17 protein-coding genes and 1 riboswitch are annotated in these 20,206 nt (G+C 53.5%); of the genes, 8 read left to right on the top strand and 9 right to left on the bottom strand.

Annotation, left to right across the window (positions count from 1 at the left end):
• Positions 1-400 precede the first annotated feature (400 nt).
• Together murI and btuB are read right to left on the bottom strand one after the other, a co-directional pair.
• The gene (gene murI, locus GE278_00695; protein QLK59394.1) at positions 401-1,282 is read right to left on the bottom strand and encodes a glutamate racemase; all 882 of its coding nucleotides are present in this window, start codon (positions 1,280-1,282) and stop codon (positions 401-403) included.
• A complete protein-coding gene (gene btuB, locus GE278_00690) occupies positions 1,227-3,092 on the bottom strand; it encodes a TonB-dependent vitamin B12 receptor BtuB (protein ID QLK59393.1) in 1,866 nt (621 codons plus the stop codon). The genes murI and btuB overlap by 56 nt, the downstream gene beginning before the upstream one ends.
• Before the next feature lie 70 nt (positions 3,093-3,162).
• Positions 3,163-3,419: riboswitch (cobalamin riboswitch) on the bottom strand.
• Positions 3,420-3,663: 244 nt separating this feature from the next.
• Here btuB and trmA point away from each other — a divergent pair.
• A complete protein-coding gene (gene trmA / locus GE278_00685; GenBank protein QLK59392.1) occupies positions 3,664-4,764 on the top strand; it encodes a tRNA (uridine(54)-C5)-methyltransferase TrmA in 1,101 nt (366 codons plus the stop codon).
• Positions 4,765-4,830: 66 nt separating this feature from the next.
• On the opposite strand, the gene GE278_00680 is transcribed toward trmA, so the two are convergent.
• The 4 genes from GE278_00680 to fabR all read right to left on the bottom strand — a co-directional run bounded on the left by GE278_00680 (position 4,831) and on the right by fabR (position 8,909).
• Complete coding sequence (locus GE278_00680; GenBank protein ID QLK59391.1) at positions 4,831-5,970, bottom strand: glycoside hydrolase family 105 protein; 1,140 nt, start codon at positions 5,968-5,970, stop codon at positions 4,831-4,833.
• Between the two features lie 20 nt (positions 5,971-5,990).
• A complete protein-coding gene (locus tag GE278_00675; protein ID QLK59390.1) occupies positions 5,991-7,577 on the bottom strand; it encodes an MFS transporter in 1,587 nt (528 codons plus the stop codon).
• A gap of 314 nt (positions 7,578-7,891) precedes the next feature.
• A complete protein-coding gene (locus tag GE278_00670; protein QLK59389.1) occupies positions 7,892-8,248 on the bottom strand; it encodes a YijD family membrane protein in 357 nt (118 codons plus the stop codon).
• Entirely contained in the window at positions 8,223-8,909 is a 687-nt protein-coding gene (gene fabR, locus GE278_00665; GenBank protein QLK59388.1) for an HTH-type transcriptional repressor FabR, read from the bottom strand. Before fabR ends, GE278_00670 begins: the two co-directional genes overlap by 26 nt.
• 203 nt (positions 8,910-9,112) lie before the next feature.
• Between fabR and GE278_00660 the strand changes: the two genes are divergently transcribed.
• Entirely contained in the window at positions 9,113-10,513 is a 1,401-nt protein-coding gene (locus GE278_00660; GenBank protein QLK59387.1) for a Si-specific NAD(P)(+) transhydrogenase, read from the top strand.
• Here the strand turns inward: GE278_00660 and oxyR are convergent.
• On the bottom strand, positions 10,496-11,419 hold the full coding sequence (oxyR, locus tag GE278_00655; protein ID QLK59386.1) for a DNA-binding transcriptional regulator OxyR: 924 nt from the start codon (positions 11,417-11,419) through the stop codon (positions 10,496-10,498). The two genes, GE278_00660 and oxyR, sit on opposite strands and share 18 nt — an antisense overlap.
• Before the next feature lie 160 nt (positions 11,420-11,579).
• On the opposite strand from oxyR, the gene GE278_00650 reads away from it, so the two are divergent.
• From GE278_00650 to GE278_00625, 6 genes are all read left to right on the top strand, one after another.
• Complete coding sequence (locus GE278_00650; GenBank protein QLK59385.1) at positions 11,580-12,341, top strand: redoxin family protein; 762 nt, start codon at positions 11,580-11,582, stop codon at positions 12,339-12,341.
• 212 nt (positions 12,342-12,553) lie between these two features.
• A complete protein-coding gene (locus tag GE278_00645; protein ID QLK59384.1) occupies positions 12,554-13,600 on the top strand; it encodes a LacI family DNA-binding transcriptional regulator in 1,047 nt (348 codons plus the stop codon).
• An 83-nt stretch (positions 13,601-13,683) separates the two neighbouring features.
• The gene (locus GE278_00640) at positions 13,684-15,102 is read left to right on the top strand and encodes a Sapep family Mn(2+)-dependent dipeptidase (protein ID QLK59383.1); all 1,419 of its coding nucleotides are present in this window, start codon (positions 13,684-13,686) and stop codon (positions 15,100-15,102) included.
• Between the two features lie 2 nt (positions 15,103-15,104).
• Positions 15,105-15,425: a PTS fructose transporter subunit IIB gene (locus GE278_00635; protein ID QLK59382.1), complete on the top strand. Its 321-nt coding sequence runs from the start codon at positions 15,105-15,107 to the stop codon at positions 15,423-15,425.
• A gap of 35 nt (positions 15,426-15,460) precedes the next feature.
• A complete protein-coding gene (locus GE278_00630) occupies positions 15,461-16,702 on the top strand; it encodes a PTS fructose transporter subunit IIC (GenBank protein ID QLK59381.1) in 1,242 nt (413 codons plus the stop codon).
• 34 nt (positions 16,703-16,736) lie between these two features.
• Positions 16,737-17,813: a M24 family metallopeptidase gene (locus GE278_00625; GenBank protein ID QLK59380.1), complete on the top strand. Its 1,077-nt coding sequence runs from the start codon at positions 16,737-16,739 to the stop codon at positions 17,811-17,813.
• A gap of 41 nt (positions 17,814-17,854) precedes the next feature.
• Here the strand turns inward: GE278_00625 and argH are convergent, their stop codons facing one another.
• Together argH and argB are read right to left on the bottom strand one after the other, a co-directional pair.
• Positions 17,855-19,231: an argininosuccinate lyase gene (argH, locus tag GE278_00620; GenBank protein ID QLK59379.1), complete on the bottom strand. Its 1,377-nt coding sequence runs from the start codon at positions 19,229-19,231 to the stop codon at positions 17,855-17,857.
• A 102-nt stretch (positions 19,232-19,333) separates the two neighbouring features.
• Entirely contained in the window at positions 19,334-20,107 is a 774-nt protein-coding gene (gene argB, locus GE278_00615; protein ID QLK59378.1) for an acetylglutamate kinase, read from the bottom strand.
• Positions 20,108-20,206: the final 99 nt, after the last annotated feature.

Genomic DNA, 20,206 nt, shown 5'->3' with positions numbered 1-20,206 from the left:
GTTCGATTTGCTTAAACACGTTAAGCGGTGCTCAAAGATTACTTCGTAATAATTCAACTAAATGAATTACTGCTTGGTCACTCTAAGACTTGATATTTTTTGCCACCGAGGTGGCTGATATCGTCTTGTGAGTGCCCACACAGATTGTCTGATAAATTGTTAAAGAGCATGCCGCGGTTCGCAAGGAATCTTATGCGGCGCGGGAGGCGTATATTACGTTTTCCCGCTGAAGAGTCAAGAGATTATTCATTCGAACTTTCATCTTTTTCTCTTCCTGTCCGAGCGACTTCTCAGTCGTTGTTCCCGGTCAGTGGAGGCGCATTATAGGGAGTTCTCAGAAGGCCGCAACCCCTAAAATACAAATAATTTACCGACCGCTGATTCTTTCGCCAAATGCCGTTTAAAGCGGCAATTCCTGGATACTTCTGAAGCCATATGACTGTAAAACAGGCAGTAAACTTTGGGCCTCGGCGGTCATCGCCATGCAGTAGGCGACACTCTCTATTTCTACGTCTGCTTTTTTTTGTGGAACAGGCACATGAGACGTCTCAATTAACCAGTGTGCACGGCGGGCAATCGCAGAACCGGAGTCGATCATACGTGTGCCGTCGGGCAAAACCTGCGCGAGCTCTTCGGAAAGCAACGGAAAATGCGTGCAACCTAATACGACTGTGTCAGGAGGTTCGCGCAAACGCAGCCACGGATGGAGGATTTTCTTCAGTGCCGCCAGTGAGACCTCTTCGCCATGCAGCTTCGCTTCAGCCAGTTCGACCAGTTCCGCCGAGCCCAACATCAGAATCTGACAATCTATCGCAAACCGCGCCACCAGATCGTGTGTATAAGGACGCTGAACCGTCGCGCGCGTCGCCAGTAAGCCGACGACGCCGTTTCGCGTTAATTTCGCAGCAGGTTTGATCGCAGGTACTACGCCAACGACCGGGCAGCTGAATTTGGCGCGCAAGGCAGGGAGTGAGACGGTGCTCGCCGTGTTACAGGCAATGACGATAATAGAGAGGGGATGACGTTTCGCAACGGCGGTGACAATTTCGACCACCCGTTCGACGATGAACTCTTCCGATTTCTCGCCATAAGGAAAAGCGACATTATCGAAGGCATAGATATAGTGCAGGTCCGGCAACATTTGCCGGACCTCTTGATAAACTGACAACCCGCCGACGCCGGAATCGAAAACCAGCACCGTCGGGCGGTCAGGAACTTGTGTTGTATCAGAAGGTATAGCTTCCAGTAAGGTAGAACTCACGTCCTGGTGTGGCATAGCCATAAGCCGTCTCGTAATCTTTATCAAACAAGTTGGCAATTCTACCACGAACCGTCAGATGTGAGGTCACGGGATATGAGGCAGCCAGGTCCCATAAGCTTACGCCGCCCAGTTTAACGGTCTGATAAGGATACGAACCGTAGTCGGTGTCGTACCGCTGTCCCAGATACTGGTAATTGATGGACCAGTCAATGTTCGCTACATTCCAGTCAATCTGGTATTTCGCCTGCTGCTTAGCACGGCGCGCCAGAATTTCGTTGGTCTCGGCATTACGCGGGTCGAGATATTCCAGCGTAATCTGGTGCTGCAACGGACCGGTATCGAATGAGCCAGTCCATTCAACGCCTTTGATGGTCGCTTTGCCAATGTTGTAATAACCGAAAGTTGAATTGTCGTAATCGATCATCTGATCGATGTCGTTGCGATACACCGACAAGCGCCAGTCCAGCGGACCGGTCAAACCTTCCAGTCCACCTTCCCACTGCTTGCTCTCTTCAGGCTTAAGGTCCGGATTGCCACCAAAGCCACTATAAAGCTGCCCCAGGTTCGGGGATTTATAGGCCGTACCGTAAGAACCAATCAGACGATACCCATCAATGAATTCCCACGCCGCGCTGCTCTGCCAGGTGGTGTGCTGACCAAACTGGGAGTTATCGTCGCTGCGCACTGCGCCTTCAAGCGTCACATCACTGATTTTTTGCTGAGTCGTCAGATAAACGCCGGTGTTGTGCTGGTTATAGCCATCATCCAGATAGTTGGTGCCAGGCTCCGTGGTCAGCTTCTGCCAGTCAAGCCCTGCGCTGACTTCCCCTTTCCAGATTTGGAATGTGTTACCCCATTGCACGTTGTACTGATCGGAGTCATCCAGCGTTGCGGATGCATCGTACGGGCCGTATTTCGGATCGTAGTTATAGTCTTTGACGTGACTATAGCTGCCGATAAGTTGCGTGGCGTAGATGCCGTTTTCATAACGCAAACCGGTGTCGTACGTGCGGCTGTAAAGCTGACGAGTATCGATAAGTGCACTGCCCGGCGAAGAATAGGCATCATAGGCAGTACGGTTGTCGTAGCCGTACGCACGGGCAAAGCCACTGATTTCCTGATTGAACTGGTGTTGCAGCGCCAGATACAGCGTCTTGCTCATGAAGCCGTCGCGGTCAGGCTGAGGTACACCGCCGGTATTGCCATCCGCAACTACGTCGATGCCACGGGTATAGGTGTAATCACCGGCCGCCGTCAGCGTAGTGTTTTCGCCCAGCTTCTGCTGTGTGGAGCCGTTATAGTTCTGGTAACCGTGGGAACCCACGCCTGCACCGAGTGTCGTGCCATCTTTATCACGCGTGGTGATAATGTTAACAACGCCACCGATCGCATCAGAGCCATAAACCGCAGAGCGCGGCCCGCGAATAAATTCGATGCGCTGGACCAGGGAAAGTGGGATCTGGCTGATATCCGCAGCGCCGGAAATACCGGCCTGATTCAGACGCACACCGTCGATTAAGACTAATGTGTGGCTGGAATTGGTGCCACGAACGAATAAAGACGTCTGCTGGCCCAGCCCGCCATTTTGGGCAATATCGACGCCCGGTAAACGACGTAATACATCAGCGACAGATTTTGACTGCCATCTGTCGATATCATCACGCGTCACCACATCGGTCGGTGCCAGTACGGAAGAGACCGGCTGTGGAAAACGGTTAGCCGTGACGACCAGATTATCGCTGTTGTTGCCTGTGGAAGTACTGTCTTGCGCCCACCCTGAAAAAGCCGTGACGGATAAGGCCGTCAACAGCACGTGCTTTTTAATTGTCATGAATCGAGCATCCAAACTTAATTGGCGGATGCCGCAGAGGATCACCGACGGTATTTCGCGACGACGATGATGAATGCGACGTAATATCGGCAGGTCTTCGGACTTAGGATTTGCAGGCTTATTCATTACAAGAGAAGTAATTCAGATAACCCACACCGGGCGATGACTTCCCATTCCTTCTTTCTTATCTATATAGAAAGAAGAAACAGTGTCTGCATTATAAAGAATGCGATCGCCGTGATTTCCCCATACCGCTGCGCGCCAGTTCCGGATTCACACCGGATTCCCTTTTAACTCAGTCATGAGGCCGAGCGGCAATCCTACGATCAACCCATTTGGAAATCCAGACATCCGTAATGACTACCCTTATTTCCCCAAAGTCATTGACGTTAGAACAAGGCAATAAAGGAGAGAATTCCGGTGAGCTGACTCAGGTGAGTGATTCGGATGAAAGAATGCAGCTAACGTAGTTATAACGTCCAGGACGATGGGGAAAGCTGGACTTTGCAGTGTTATTCCCTAGAATCCCCCAAAAGTTTGTCCATTTACCCCCAGTTAGACGAGATAACCGATGACGCCTGAAAACCTGCCCATTGAACAGTACGACGACCAACTGGCGGAAAAGACCGCACGTCTCACGGCGATGATGTCGCCTTTTAATGCGCCGCAGCCTGACGTTTTCCGTTCTCCGGTCAGCCATTATCGTATGCGTGCCGAATTCCGCGTATGGCACGACGAAGGCGACCTGTACCATATTATGTTTGATCAGCAGACTAAAGCTCGCGTGCGTGTGGATCAGTTCCCGGCCGGCAGCGAGCTGATTAACCGCCTGATGCCTGTGCTGATCGCCGCCGTGAAGCAAGATCCGGCACTGCGCCGTAAGATCTTCCAGATCGACTATCTTTCGACCCGCAGCGGTAAAATCATCGCTTCTTTGCTGTACCACCGGAAGCTTGATGAAGAATGGCAGCAGGCCGCCACACTTCTTCGTGACCAGCTGCGCGCCGACGGGTTTGATATCCAGCTGATTGGCCGCGCAGCCAAAACTAAAATCATGCTCGATCAGGATTATATTGATGAAGTCCTGCCGGTCGCAGGCCGCGATATGATTTACCGTCAGGTGGAAAATAGCTTCACTCAGCCAAACGCCGAGATGAATATTCAGATGCTGGAGTGGGCGCTGGACGCCACGCAAAACTCGACCGGCGATTTGCTGGAACTTTACTGCGGCAACGGCAATTTCTCACTGGCGCTGGCGCGCAACTTCCGCCGGGTACTGGCAACAGAAATTGCCAAACCGTCAGTGGCAGCAGCGCAGTTCAACATTGCGGCGAACCATATAGATAACGTGCAGATCATCCGCATGGCGGCTGAAGATTTCACTCAGGCACTGAACGGCGTACGTGAATTCCGTCGTCTGCAGGATGTGGATTTAAGCGGATATGAATGCAACACAATTTTTGTCGATCCACCGCGCAGCGGGCTGGATGATGAGACCGTGAAGATGGTGCAGGGCTATGACCGTATTTTGTATATCTCCTGCAATCCGGAAACCCTGTGCGCAAATCTGGAAACGCTGAGCCAGACACACCGCGTCACGCGCCTCGCGTTATTCGATCAGTTCCCTTACACCCACCATATGGAATCGGGCGTTCTGCTGGAAAAGATCTGATCGACGAAAACTAAAACAAAAAACGGGCACCTCGGCGTGCCCGTTCTTTTTACTGCCGCAAGATAATTACAAGTACACGCGCAGATATTCTGACAGACACAGAATCGCCATCGCCTGCCCGTAAGGCATCGAGGTCAGCGCAATCTGGCGATAAAACTCAAGATCTGCCCCCATCGCGGTACCGAACGACGTTTGTGTCAGTTCGCCCGCTGGATTGATATGTTTGATCACACCCTGAATGGCTTTTTCCGCCACCGGTGCATAAGACGCATCGATATAACGCTTACGCACCGCTTTCAGAATACCGTACGCAAAACCGGCCGTGGCCGAGCTTTCAAGATAAGAGTGCGGATCGTCAAGCAGCGTGTGCCATAAACCGCTGTCGTCCTGACATTTCGCCAGCGCACTGACCTGGCTTTCCAGTACCTGCAATAAATAGCGGCGGGTCGCGTTATTCTCCGGCAAATCCACCAGTTCGAGAAATTCGGGAATGGCGATCGTCAGCCAGCTGTTGCCACGCGCCCAGCGCGCCTGCGCAAAGTTATGGTGACCGTCGAACGTCCAGCCGTGGAACCACAGGCCAGTCTGGCGATCCATCAGATACTGCACGTGGACCAGAAACTGATACGTTGCTTCTTCGATAAATTCAGGACGACCGAGCAGTTTGCCAATTTTCGCCAGCGGCAGGACGCTCATCATCAGCGTGTCATCCCACATCTGCTGATGGTTTTCATTGTTATAAACAATGTGCTGCATTGCGCCTTTATCGGTGCGCGGCATTTCGTACATTACCCATTCTGCCCAGCGCTCAAGATAAGGACGCCACGCTTCATTACCCGTTTCCTCGTAGCGATAAGCTAGTGTCAGGAACGGGCTCATGGTATTAACGTTTTTAGTGGGCGTCCCTTCCGCCAGGCGCGCGGTGAACCAGTCATCAATTACCGACCGCATTTTTTCATCACCGGTCTGCTGATAATACTGGTAAATGCCGTAAAGCCCGATACCGTGCGTCCATTCCCAGCCTGCCCACCCTTTGGTGTCGATGACGCGGCCATCATCCAGCCGTAGCAGAAACTCACCGGTTTTATCTTCGATATTCACCAGATTGTCGGTCACGTTATGGATCAGCGCTTTCAGTTCGTTGCGCGAGATGAAATGCTCCGGCTGACGCAGCAAGGCACTGTGTTTAACTTCAAAAACTTTCATAGCGTTCTCCTGTGAATAGATTACAAACGTCCCTGAACCGGCATTTCTACGGTATTTTCTCGGGTCAGCTTTTCAGGTGGCGGGTTATTGCGATGCAGATAACCGATGTTGTTATTGCCCCACAGAGATTCGTATTTCATCCCTGTCAACATTTCGACGGTAGCGCGGTCTTCCGGCGTGATTTGCTCCGGCACGATACGGTTTGCTTCGCGCATCTTGTGCGTTTCGCGGGTCAGCACGCCGTGCGTTCTCTGATTCAGGCGGAAGAACAGCGAGATGATAAAGCCCATGCTGAGCATGACCAGTGAACCGATCACCAGAACCCCCAGAATCGTGTGACCGACCGCAGGAACCTGCTGGGTCTGGCCGGAAACAAATCCGGCGAGTTGCAGGATAATCCCCACCAGCATCACGGCACCGGCCTGCGAGGCTTTGCGGGTCAGCGTCATTACGCCGGCAAAAATCCCTTCGCGGCGCTGGCCGGTGATGGTTTCATCGACGTCAGCGATATAGGTATAGATATTCCACGGCACGTAGTTGATCCCGCCACGTCCCAGACCGGCCAGGGCAGAAATCAGCAACAGCAGTGACATTGAGTCATTCATCCCGGCGTAATACAGGCCGCCGTAGGAAATAGCCGCCAGCCCGAAGAGTGTCACCGCCAGCCGGTAAGACGGCGCCGGTCCGAAGCGAATACACAGCGGGATCATCCCGATAACGGCAACAAATTGCAGAATTGCCATCATTCCCATGAGATTTGAAGCGACGGCAGCGCTTTGCATCAGAACAAACACCACGTAATAAGTGAACACGGCGTTAAAGACGTCCTGCGCGATGTAGCCGCCCAGATATAAACCGAGATGCTGGCGGAAGATCTTGATGCGCAGCGTTGAAGACAGTTCGACTTTCAGACGTTTCAGGCTTTGTGCCAGTGTCAGTTGCTGGCGCTCACGTTCAATTTTCTTAGTCGCTTCCGATTTAAGCTCTTCCGGCCGTTCCCAGGTGAAGAAATACACCAGTGTCAGCACCAGTGAACAAATCACTGCAAAGACCAGACTCGAGTAGAAGAAGGAAATAGCGTTATCTTTGCCGAAATGCTGTAACAGAATGCCGGGCAGGAACGCTGCCAGAATTGCTGACAACTGCGCCAACGCGATGCGGGCACCTGAGAATTTGGTTTTTTGCTTGAAATCATCGGTCATTTCCGGGACCAGCGTTTCATACGGCACCAAAATCATGGTGTAAACGATATCGAACAGCAGATACGTCAGCAGGTAATAGACGTATCCCATTTCGCCCACCCACATAAAGCTGTAGCTGAAGACGCAGGGAATACCTAGCAGAATAAAGAACTTACGGCGGCCAAACCGTTTGCCGAGCCACGTATTGCCGAAGTTATCGGTGAGATACCCCATCAGCGGGCTAAGAACCGCATCGGCCACGCGTGCAGTCGCGAAAATAAACGTAGCCTGAATGGGCGATAGCCCGCAGAACGTCGTGTAGAAATACAATAACCATGCCGCAGTCAGTGCAGTCGTGCCTGCACCGAGGAAATCCCCGGAGCCATAAGCGATATAAGTGAAGAATCCGATCTTACGTGTTTTCATTGCCGTGTTGCCCCTGTTAATCACCTTTAGGCGTAGGCTGAATGCGAACGAAAATGCGTCGTCCGGCCATGATTCAAATTAGCGAGGAGCCGACATGAAAACCTTTTGGTTTTTGCCACCCGGATGCACTTTATGGCAAAGAAATAAAGAAGTGGGCGATCTACATCTAAATAATGAACATGGGTTTGATATTAATGAAATGACAGTTCATTAAATGGGAAGGGAAATGCTTAGTGAAGGGAATAAGACGAATGATGGCGCATAAAAAAGGCAATCCGCAGATTGCCTTTAAAGAAGGTGAAACAGAAGAGGCGTTATATGGACGATTTGCGCTTTTTCAGTTTTACACCAATCCAAAATACCAGCGCCACACAGACAAGCGACGGCAAGAAATTCGAGCCTAATTCAGGATACTCAGCGCGTACAATTGCACTATATAACAGCAGACCCAGCAGGAAACAGGCCGCGGCAATCCCCGGTAATCCTTTCGGCATTTCACTTTTGTGGTAGCGGACGTGCAGACAGTACACCGCTAACACCAGAGCAATAATCGGGAATATCGAAAACGCGACGACAGAGCTGAATAAAGCATCAAATGTGCCGCTAATCGACAGCCCGGCAATTAAAGACAAAACCAGAGTGCCATTATCCTGGTTCGCTTGTTCGGTCATCTTCTTTACCTCGGGTCTTATTAATGGGAGTCACTGCCGTGCGTTCCTGTTGACGGCGATACCAGTAATACGCGCCTTTAGAAATCATCCGCAATTGCAGTACCAGACGCTCTTCAAGCTGACGGCGCTGTGCGAGATCAACATCCAGCGCTTCCGCGCCGGCGTTAAACACGATGATTACCATGGCTTCCGCCTGCGCTTCAGTAAAACTGCGCGGCATATGGTTTTCGAGTTGCAGATAGTCGGCAAGTTCCGCAATAAAATGCTGAATTTCACGGGCAACGGCGGCACGAAACGCCGAAGACGTTCCGGAACGTTCGCGAAGCAACAGGCGGAATGCATTGGGGTTATTGCCGATGAACTCCATAAACGTGGAGACCGAAGTGCGGATTACGCTGCCGCCTTTAGCAATTCGCTGACGCGCCTGACGCATCAGCTGGCGCAGCATCAGACCACTCTCATCCACCATCGTCAGACCGAGTTCATCCACATCACGGAAGTGCCGGTAGAAGGACGTCGGCGCAATGCCTGCTTCGCGCGAGACCTCACGCAAACTCAGACTGGCGAAGCTGCGCTCAGCGCTGAGTTGGCTGAAAGCCGCCTCAATCAGCGTGCGACGCGTACGCTCTTTTTGTTGTGCTCTGACTCCCATGACCTTCATCCGGATAGTGTTCTTCTTTTTAGTTGTTAGCCCGATATGGTTTCACTATACCAAAATTTTTATCGGTCCGAGTCATAGAAACAGCAGCATAAAGTGGGTCTGGATGTTGCAACATTCCCATTAAATGACAACTGCATGTGGGGTAAACAGGTGTAATATGTTATTTTCTCGTTGTGATTTTGTATAAAAATAGGTTTCGAACAATGCAACAGCACTCACATTTTGATGCCATCATCATTGGCTCAGGCCCTGGCGGAGAAGGCGCTGCGATGGGACTGGTTAAACAAGGCGCCAGAGTTGCTGTCATCGAACGCTACAACAACGTCGGTGGCGGCTGTACACACTGGGGTACCATCCCTTCCAAAGCACTGCGTCACGCCGTCAGCCGAATCATCGAATTTAACCAAAATCCGCTCTACAGCGATAACTCGCGCACCATGAGCTCCAGCTTTCCCGATATCCTGCGTCATGCGGATTCGGTTATTAATCAGCAAACACGCATGCGTCAGGGTTTCTACGAAAGAAACCAGTGCCAGCTATTTTCCGGCGACGCCAGCTTTGTCGATGCTAATACTATCAGCATCCGCTACGCCGACGGCACGCATGAGCAGATCACTGCGGATAACATCGTCATCGCCTGTGGCTCGCGCCCTTATCGCCCTGCTAACGTCGATTTTGGTCACCCGCGCATTTATGACAGCGATTTAATTCTTGAGCTGAGCCATGAACCGCGTCACGTAATTATTTACGGTGCGGGCGTGATCGGCTGCGAATATGCGTCGATCTTCCGAGGTCTGAACGTCAAAGTGGACTTAATCAACACGCGTGACCGCCTGCTGTCTTTCCTCGATCAGGAAATGTCAGATGCGCTTTCTTATCACTTCTGGAACAACGGTGTGGTTATCCGTCACAACGAAGAGTTCGAGAAGATTGAAGGTGTGGAAGATGGTGTGATCATGCACTTGAAATCCGGGAAGAAAGTGAAGGCCGATGCCCTGTTGTATGCTAACGGTCGCACCGGTAACACGGACAAACTAGGTCTGGAAAATATCGGGCTGGAAGCAGACAGCCGGGGCTTGCTGAAAGTAAACAGCATGTATCAGACCGCACTGTCGCACATTTATGCTGTCGGTGATGTGATTGGTTACCCAAGTCTGGCGTCTGCGGCTTACGATCAGGGGCGCATTGCCGCACAGGCGATGATTCAGGGCGAAGCCAAAGTCCATCTGATCGAAAACATTCCGACCGGGATTTACACCATTCCGGAGATAAGTTCCGTGGGTAAAACCGAGCAGGAACTGACGTCGATGAAAGTCCCTTACGAAGTTGGCCGTGCACAGTTTAAACATCTGGCTCGCGCACAAATCGCTGGCATGAACGTGGGCAGCCTGAAGTTACTGTTCCACCGTGAAACCAAGGAAATTCTGGGCATTCACTGTTTCGGTGAGCGTGCTGCCGAAATCATTCATATCGGGCAGGCGATCATGGAACAGAAAGGTGAAGGTAATACTATCGAGTATTTCGTCAATACTACCTTCAACTATCCGACCATGGCCGAAGCCTATCGTGTGGCTGCGCTTAACGGATTAAACCGCCTTTTTTAAAGCAGCGGCGTTATCCCAGTAAGCCTGCATATGTTCTTTGATGGCTTCGGCAAGCTGTTCGTAACGCCCGCGCAGTGGTGAACCAGGGCGATAAACCAGCGCGATCGTGCGCCGAGGCTCCGGTTTGTCACAAGTAAGATAAGTCACACCATCACGGCTGCGCTCACGAGGTACAGCCAGTGATGGCAGTAACGTAATCCCGCTTCCTGCCGCCACCATGTTACGCAGCGTTTCAAGACTGGTGGCGCGGAAGTGGGTATCTTCATCCGCACCCGCCTGGAAGCAAAAACCAAGCGCCTGATCGCGCAGACAGTGGCCATCTTCCAGCATCAGCAGTTTCTCACCGGCCAGATCGGCCATCGCCACGCGATCGCGGGATGCCCATGGATGATCATCGTAGATTGCCAGCTTCATCGGCTCGTCAAACAGCGGCACTTCGATAAACGCTTCGCTCTCCTTCACCAGTGCCAGAATGGCACAATCAAGCTTTCCGCTGTCGAGTTGCGCCAGCAGCTGATGGGTTTGCGCTTCGTGCAGATACATTTCCAGTTTGGGAAACGTTTTGTGCAGCGTGGGAATAATTTGCGGCAGCAGGTAAGGCCCGACGGTTGGGATCAGACCGATATGCATCGGTCCCGACATTGCTTCGCCCTGCTGGCTCGCCATCTCTTTGAGCACTTTCACTTCACGCAATACCGTACGCGCCTGATCCACCAGCAGCAGACCGGCTTGTGTGAACAGTACTTTGCGGCTGGTTCTTTCGAGCAGCATGACGCCGAGCTCATCTTCCAACTTGCGGATTTGCCCGCTCAGCGTTGGCTGGCTGACGTGGCATGAATCTGCAGCGCGACGGAAGTGGCGAAACTCTGCCAGTGCCACCAGATACTCTAAATCACGAATGTTCATTTTTCCCCCAGTCCCTCATAGGCGATGCGATAGCCGTTAACGATAGATAAGATAGCAACCAACGATTATATCTATCAACCACAATCGTCAATAATGCTCCCCATCGAAACGGCACCGCCGAAAAAATTGTTCAATTTATAGATTAATTAAGAGGTTATTCATGTTTGCAAGCCAGGAAGGGAAACACGTACCGCACGTTACTTTTCATACCCGTCAGGGCGACCAATGGGTTGACCTCACGACAGATGAGCTGTTCAAAAACAAAACAGTGATTGTCTTTTCACTGCCGGGCGCATTTACCCCGACCTGTTCTTCGAGCCACCTGCCGCGTTACAACGAACTGGCTCCGGTGTTCAAAAGCCACGGCGTAGACAGCATTCTTTGCGTCTCTGTAAATGACACTTTCGTGATGAATGCGTGGAAAGCAGAACAAAGCGCCGCCAATATCACCTTCATTCCGGACGGTAACGGTGAGTTCACCAAAGGGATGGACATGCTGGTCGAGAAGGCCGATTTGGGCTTCGGTCCGCGTTCATGGCGCTATTCCATGCTGGTACGTAACGGCGTGGTCGAGAAAATGTTCGTCGAGCCAAACAAGCCGGGCGACCCGTTTGAAGTGTCTGATGCAGACACCATGCTGAAGTATCTGGCACCAGAATATAAAGTGCAGGAATCCGTTTCCGTGTTCACCAAACCGGGCTGTCCGTTCTGTTCGAAAGCCAAACAGATGCTCCAGGAACGCGGTATTCAGTACGAAGAAATTGTATTAGGTAAAGACGCGACCACCGTCAGCCTGCGCGCTGTTACCGGCCGTGCCACCGTGCCGCAGGTCTTCATCGGTGGACGCCACATCGGCGGAAGCGACGATCTGGACGTTTACCTGCATTCAGAAACTCAGGAAGTGTGCGAAGTTGCACAATAAGTTCCAGTGAATACCCAGAGTAAGAAGTAAGAAGTAAGACAAGAGTCCCTGCATTACCAACAAAAAAGCAAAGTTAGACTACGTGAACTTTCGGCGGACCCTGGGTCCGCCTTTTTTTGCTTCATCATTCCCCCGTTCTGAGATCCCCGCCTGTTTTTTCATGACATTCTCCTGCGACACTTCATGGTTAATGCACTTCTGATGGCAGAACGATGACGGCGCAAAAACCCCGCAATAAAATCACTCAGCAGGATGTCGCACGTCTGGCCGGCGTTTCAGTTGCTGCGGTGTCTCTGGTGCTCGGCGGAAAAGGTCGGATTTCGCCGGAAGGCGTGCAACGCATCTATCAGGCCATCGACCAGCTCGGTTACCGGTTACCATCGGCATCCTCTGTCACGCCCCTTCCACGGATTGGTGTTTTGCTGATGGCGGGTTGCCAGTTCGCAACGGATTTGCTTCCAGCGCTTTCGCAGGCATTGCAGGAAGCGGGATTTTCACTGTTACTTTCCTACGCACACGCCGGGACGCTTCTGGAACATGTCGGGCAACTTCTGGCGCAGAACGTTCGCGGAATAATTGTGTGCGGAAAGTTACTCAATGCCGGCCCGGAAACGCTGAAAGCCCTGAGTGCGCGGTCGGCAGCGCGCTATGTGGCACTTATCGGCGTAGGAGAGCATTATCATCCGGGGCCGCTCGCAACGGTGCATCCGGATAATGCACAGGCCGCACATCAGGCGGCGGACGCTCTCCTTCATCAGCAACATCAAAACATTGCCTATCTCGGCGGTGTGAACCATTCGCTGGTCCGTGCCGAGCGGCTGGGCGGTCTTTCCCTCGCACTCGGTCAAGCCGGTATCGCGTTTTCACCGTCGTTCAGCCTGCCATGCGCGGCAAACTTTGCGGACAGCTTCCGCGCCACCGCGCAGTTGCTGAAACAGAATCCCAAAATTTCCGCCATCCTGTGCGACAACCCGACGGTATTGCTGGCTGCACATCATGCGCTGGCCGAAGGATTACAAACCTCCAAATGGCGGCTGTTTTCGCGCCGCATAGCACTGACCGGATTCGGAGAGTGCGAAGAAGCGCTGAAACTGTTGCTGCCGCAAATTTCTGCCAGCAATAACGCGCTGGCTTCGTACGCGGTGAAATGCCTGCGCGTACAGCTCACCGGCGAGCCGGTATTCCCTGACGATCCGCGCCTGACGGTCGCTCCGGTATTCAATTCCCCCTCACTTTCCGTGGCCTCGAAAGCCGGTTAAAAAAATGGGCGAAAAATTTTACCCGTTTTATTTATCACTTCTGCCTCCTGCCTTTTGACGCTTTTTCCTCCAGCCTCAATGCTATGACCATTGTTTTCGGAGGATTAACGTCAATGATCGACTTCGCTGCGCACGCCCGGGATCGGGCGAACCAATTCCTCACGTTACTCGCCCAATGGGTGGCGATCCCCTCACCGTTTGACAGCGCCACGGTGCAGCCGAATACGCCCTTTGGACGTGGGATAGCCGACGCGCTCAGCTGGTGGCAGCAACTTGGTGATGATGCCGGGCTGAATACACTGAATGTCGATCATCATGCCGTGCATATTGAATACGGCAGCGGCGAGGAAATCGTGTACGTGTTTGGTCACGCCGACGTCGTGCCCGCCGGCGAAGGCTGGCATTTTCCGCCGTATCAGCTCTCACGTCTGGGCGACAACCTGATTGGCCGCGGCGTAGTGGATGACAAAGGCCCGATGATTGCCGCGTGGCTGGCGCTGGATATTCTGCGTGAACTGAAGCTGCCGCTGCAACGCCGCATCCGGCTGGTAGCGGGCGGCAACGAAGAAACAGGTTTTCGTTGTATCCGCCGTTATTTTGAATTGCAGCCACAGCCGACTTTCGCCTTCACGCCTGACGGCAAATTTCCAGTGATTTATGGCGAAAAAGGCTCGTTGCTGGTGACGCTGACGTCACCGACTGTACAACCCGATTTGCAGGTTTCCTGCGGCGGTGTGGTGAATAATATTCCTGATGTCGCCCATCTGCGCGGGCTGTCGCTTTCCTGCGACGGCTGGACGCTGGCTGACGGTTTTACACTGCTGGCTGAACCGGGACAGGTTGATCACTGGCAGCTTTACGGGCGCGGCGGCCATTCTTCGAAACCTGAGGTGTGCCTCAATCCGATTGCTGCCACCGCACAGTTGCTGCATCAGCAATTCAATTCCCGTTGGACGCAGCAACTGTACGAAATTACAGAGACAACATCCGGGCAGAGCGGCGTGCGTTTTGCGCTGGATACGCCGGGCGAATGCGGTCAGATCCTGCTGGTACCGACCGTCCTGATAATTGAAAACGGCATGATGTCGCTGACGCTGAACGTGCGGTATCCCGAAAATCTGACCGCAGAGTACATTGCCGAACAGCTGACGAACTGGAACAGCAACTGGCCCGCCAGTCGCATTGCCATTGAGCCGGTCAAACCGCCGAGTCTCTATCCGCCGGACAGCGCGCTGGTACGAACGTTGCACGAGATTTTCACCCGCCACACAGGTGATAAAAGCCATCCGTCGCGCACCACCGGCGCTGGCAGCTATGCCAGCGCGATGCAAAACGCGGTAATTTTCGGCTGCGAATTTCCTGACGGTTCTTCAGGTAACACCCACGGCGCGGACGAATACGGCAGCTTAAGCCGCTTTATCAGCGCCATCGCCATCTATGCCGAAGCCCTTTACCGGCTGGCAAACCTGCCCGCCGACTCTTCTGAAAAACGAGGTAATTGATCATGTCTGCAAAAAAACTGATTGCGCTGTGCGCCTGTCCGATGGGTCTGGCTCATACCTTTATGGCCGCCGAAGCCATTGAAGTCGCCGCCCGCGCCCGCGGTTATGACGTCAAAATAGAAACCCAGGGCGCCGACGGGATCCAGAACGAACTGACGGCGGAAGACATCGCGCAGGCGACGGTGATCATTCACGCCACCGGCATTACACCGCAAAATATCGAACGTTTTAACGGGCTCGCCGTGTATGAAGTCGAGCTGAAAGACGCGGTAAAAAATGCGGGCGGGCTGATCGACGAGATTGAAGAAGATCAGGCGCAGTGATCCTACTTTTGCTTTTTTAGCGTAAGGAGTTTTCCGTGGCGATAAGAAAAAGAGTCATCAATACCGGTCACAGTCAGACATCCGACGTCCCGCCGCCGTCTGCGGGGCCCGCAGGTAAAGGCCAGAGCCATGCCTGGAAAGAGTTCAGCAAACACATCATGACCGGCATCTCCTACATGATCCCGGTGTTGATCATGGGCGGCCTGATTGGCGCGCTGTCGCAAATCATTCCCTATGTGTTCCTTGGCATGTCGCCGGATGAATCCATCATGGCGGCGCTCAACAGCGGCCGTTACAGCGGCAGTTCTGTCTGGATGCTGCAAATCGCCAGTATCATGGAAAGCTTCGGTTTCACGCTTTTTGGCTTCGCAATCCCGATGTTCGCGGCATTTACTGCTAATTCCATCGGCGGTAAAACCGCGCTGGCTGCCGGATTTATCGGCGGATACGTGGCGATCAAACCGGTGGCCGTTCCCACGCTTCTTGGCGGCGAATGGTCAGCGGTTGCGCCTGTCGCCTCCGGGTTCCTTGGAGCAATCGTGATTGCTTTCGTGGTCGGGTATTTCGTCCGCTGGCTGAACAACGCCATCAAGGTGTCACACAACTGGCTGGCGTTCAAAACCACCTTCTTTATTCCGCTGATCTCTGCAATTGTCGCCATGTTGCTGATGGTCTTCCTCATTACGCCAATTGGCGGCTGGCTGAACACGCTGATTAAAGAAGCGTTGCAGGCTGCTGGCGCAGCGGGAACCTATTTCTACGCCACTGTACTGGCTGCAGCCACGGCGTTTGACCTGGGCGGGCCGGTGAACAAAGCTGCAGGGTTCGTCGCACTCGGCTTCACAACCGAGAAAGTTCTGCCGATCACCGCGCGCTGTCTGGCCGTAGTTATTCCGTCATTCGGCCTGGGCCTTTCGACGGTGATCGACAAATGGCTGGTTGGCCGTCGCGTTTACGATCGCCAGTTCAATCAAATTGGCCGCACCGCGATTTTCCTCGGTTTTATGGGGATTTCCGAAGGATCGATTCCGTTCGCGCTGGAACGTCCGGGATTTGTCATTCCGGTATATGTGACTGGTGCAATTATCGGCGCACTGCTCGGGGTTTCGCTCGGCGCAGTACAATGGTTCCCGGAATCCGCCATCTGGGCGTGGCCGCTGATTACCAACATTCCGGCTTACCTGATCGGCCTGCTTGGCGGTTCGCTGTTTATCGCCGTCACCTGCGTGTTCTATCGCAACCGTCTGATCAAAAAAGGTCTGCTCGAAGTGGCCTGACTTTCATCTCCTCAGGGCGCACCCGCGCCCTGACATGCTCACAGGAGGAAATATGAGCCGTCAGCAACGTCTTACCGTTCTGCGCCAGCGCATGGCCGAACGCCAAATGCCCGCCGTCCTGCTCACCGACAGATTCAGCAAATATTCGCTGACTGAACTCTACAGCGCCTCCGGCTACGTGCTGGTCACCGCCGACAGCCTGCTGATGCTGGTCGATGGCCGCTACAGCGCTGAATGCCGTCAGAACAATCCTGATACCGATGTCATCACGCTCACCGCGGAACAGCCGCTGGCGAAATATCTGTCCGGCCACCGCACGCTTTTTGCCGATGCCAGCGCGTTATCACACCTGGCGTGGCAGACGTTGGAGAAACAGTGCAACCTGCCGTTACAACACTGGGATGCGTCAGTTCTGCGCGTGCATAAATATTGCGATGAAATCGCCAAAATCCGTCAGGCTGCGGCCATCGCCGACCAGGCTTTGCGAACAGTCATGCCGATGATTCGGCCCGGAATAACCGAGAAAGCACTGGCAGATCAGCTCGAAATGGCGGTCCGTCTGGCCGGAGGCAGTAAAACAGCGTTTGATACCGTGGTGGTTTCCGGCACACGCGGCGCATTGCCGCACGGGCGACCGACGGATAAAAAGCTGGCTGCGGGTGAATTAGTGACGATTGATTTTGGCGCGGTATATCAGCATTACTGCTCCGACATGACACGAACGTTCGTACTGGGCAACGTCAGCGCTGAACTGAAAGCGTTGTACGACACGGTGCTGATCGCGCAGCAATCTGCCCGCGATGCCGTCAGACCGGGAATACGCTGTCAGGAACTTGACGCTGTGGCGCGCGACATTATCGTTGCGGCCGGATACGGCGACCACTTCAGTCACAATCTGGGACATGGCTTAGGGTTGGACGTCCATGAAACCCCCGCGATCAGCCCGCAAAACACGCAGTCGCTGGAAACAGGAATGGTGATCACCATTGAGCCGGGAATTTATATTCCGGGGCTTGGCGGCGTGAGAATTGAGGATGATGTGCTGGTCACAGAAAGCGGCAGCGAAGTGCTGACGCAGAGCCCAAGGGCATGGAAAGAGATTGAATGTTGAGGAAGCATTCTCCCCCTTACCAGGGGGAGAAACGCAAAGACTTACAGCGCTAAACGCGTCTTCGCATCGGCAATTGCCAGTGCAACCTGCTGAGGAGACACGCCGCCTTTGGCTGCGCGTTTGTCGAGGCAGGATTGCAGCTCGAGGATCGGATAAACATCATCGCCAATCACGCTGCTGAATTTCTGCAAATCTTGCAAAGACAACGCTTCCAGCGCTTTACCCTGAGTGATCGCTTCCACTACCGCTTCACCCACAATATGGTGCGCTTCACGGAACGGGACACCTTTAGCAACCAGATAATCCGCCAGCTCGGTGGAGTTAGCGTAGCCCTGCTGCGCAGCTTCTTTCGCACGCGGACGTTTCACCTGTATGCCATCGAGCACCAGCGCCGCCATGTTAAGGCAATCCATCCAGGTGTCGAGCGCGTCGAACAACCCTTCTTTGTCTTCCTGCATGTCCTTGTTGTAGGCCAGCGGCAAGCCTTTCATGGTCATCATCATGCCGGTCAGTGCGCCCTGCACGCGGCCACATTTGCCACGGATAAGCTCCAGTGCGTCCGGATTTTTCTTCTGTGGCATCAGGGAAGAGCCGGAAGTCACGCGGTCAGACAGGTCGATAAACGCCGCTTCGCCGGTGTTGAAGAAAATCAGATCTTCGGCGAAACGAGAAAGGTGAACCATGCTGATGGCGGCGTCAGACAGTAGTTCCAGCACGTGGTCCCGGTCGGAAACGCTGTCGAGACTGTTGCGGGTTGCAGACGCGAAACCTAACCAGCCCGCCAGCTGCTCGCGGTCCATCGGATAGGCTGTACCGGCCAGTGCGCCACAACCCAGCGGGCTGACGTCCAGACGGGTAAGGGTATCTTTCAGACGGCTTTCGTCACGCGCCAGCATCTCCACATAAGCCATGCACCAGTGAGCAAAGGTCACCGGCTGGGCACGTTGAAGATGGGTATAACCCGGCATAACTGCGTCCTGATTAGCTTCAGCAGTCGCAACCAGCGCCTGTTGAAGATGATGCAACGCATCGCCAAGTTCAATCACCTGCGCCTTACACCACAGTTTGAGGTCAGTCGCGACCTGATCGTTACGGCTGCGGCCAGTGTGCAGTTTTTTGCCGAGGTTACCGACTTTGTCGATCAGTTTGCCTTCGACCCAGCTGTGAATATCTTCTGCGTCGCTGGCTAAAATAGCGCGGGGATTCGCACGGACCTCTTCCAGCAGTACGTTCAGCGCACCTTCCAGCTCAATCTGCTCGTCAGCCGTGAGTACATTGACGGTGACCAGCGCTTTCGACCATGCCACCGAACCGATGATATCTTGCTCTGCCAGCCGGTAATCGAAACGCAGTGAGTCATTGAGTTCTTTAAACCGCTGATCCGCCGCCTGAGTAAAACGTCCGCCCCAAAGTGCCATTTTCCCGCTCCTGAAATTTTTATGCAAAAGGGCGCACTATGCCGCGCCCTTGAAAAGTGTATACCGAATGCGCGGCAGGTCTTAAACCTGTCGAAAGGTGTGCTACGCCAGAATACGTGTCCCGATCGCGACGCCGTTAAAGAGTGCTGGCAATTGCTCGGCGTGACGCCAGCTGGCGATATCCACCGGACGTCCGAGCGCACGTGCGGCGTCCAGCGCGGCGTGCACTTTGACGATCATGCCGTCAGTAATAATGCCCTGGTCGATCAATTGTTCAGCCCTTTCCGCGCTCATTTGCGGAATGCGCTGACCTTTGCCGTCGAGAATACCGCTGACGTCGGAAAGCAGAATCAGATCTGCGCCCAGCGTGGCGGCCAGAGCGGTCGCGGCCTGATCGGCGTTCACGTTCATTAATTCACCCGCTGCGGTGATCCCGATAGAGCTGACGATCGGCAGGTAGCCTGCACCGGTCAGGGTATTAATCAGCGCCGGGTTACCCGCTTCGGCTTTGCCGACGTTGCCCAATACTTCGCTCAGTTGCGTTACGCTGACCGAGCCGCCGTCTGCCAGTGACAGGCCGACTGCGTTGATATGATTTTTGACAGCCCATGCCAGCAGAGTTTTGTTGGCACTGCCGGCGAGTGCGCCGGTAATGATGTCAATCTGGTCGGCAGGCGTGACACGCAGGCCAGCTTTCTTAACGACGGGCAGATTCAGCTTTTTCATCAGCTCATCAACCAGGCAGCCGCCACCGTGGACGATCACCAGCGGGCGCTGATATTCCTGACGATAAGCGACGACCGCCATGAACAGGCGCTCAAGCGCTTCTTCATTATCCAGCAACACTCCACCCAATTTGATGACTAACGGATTCATAGCTGTTTGCGCCTCGACCGATTGTTTATGTTAATGAATAACAATATGTTTAATTTAATCTAACATCCCTGCGCATCTGAATAAACGCTCAGGGACGGT

The organism is Enterobacteriaceae bacterium Kacie_13 (assembly GCA_013457415.1).
In the GTDB taxonomy this organism is placed as follows: domain Bacteria; phylum Pseudomonadota; class Gammaproteobacteria; order Enterobacterales; family Enterobacteriaceae; genus Rahnella.
The sequence above is the reverse complement of the archived record's forward strand: the minus strand, read 5'-3'. Positions and strand labels throughout refer to the sequence as shown.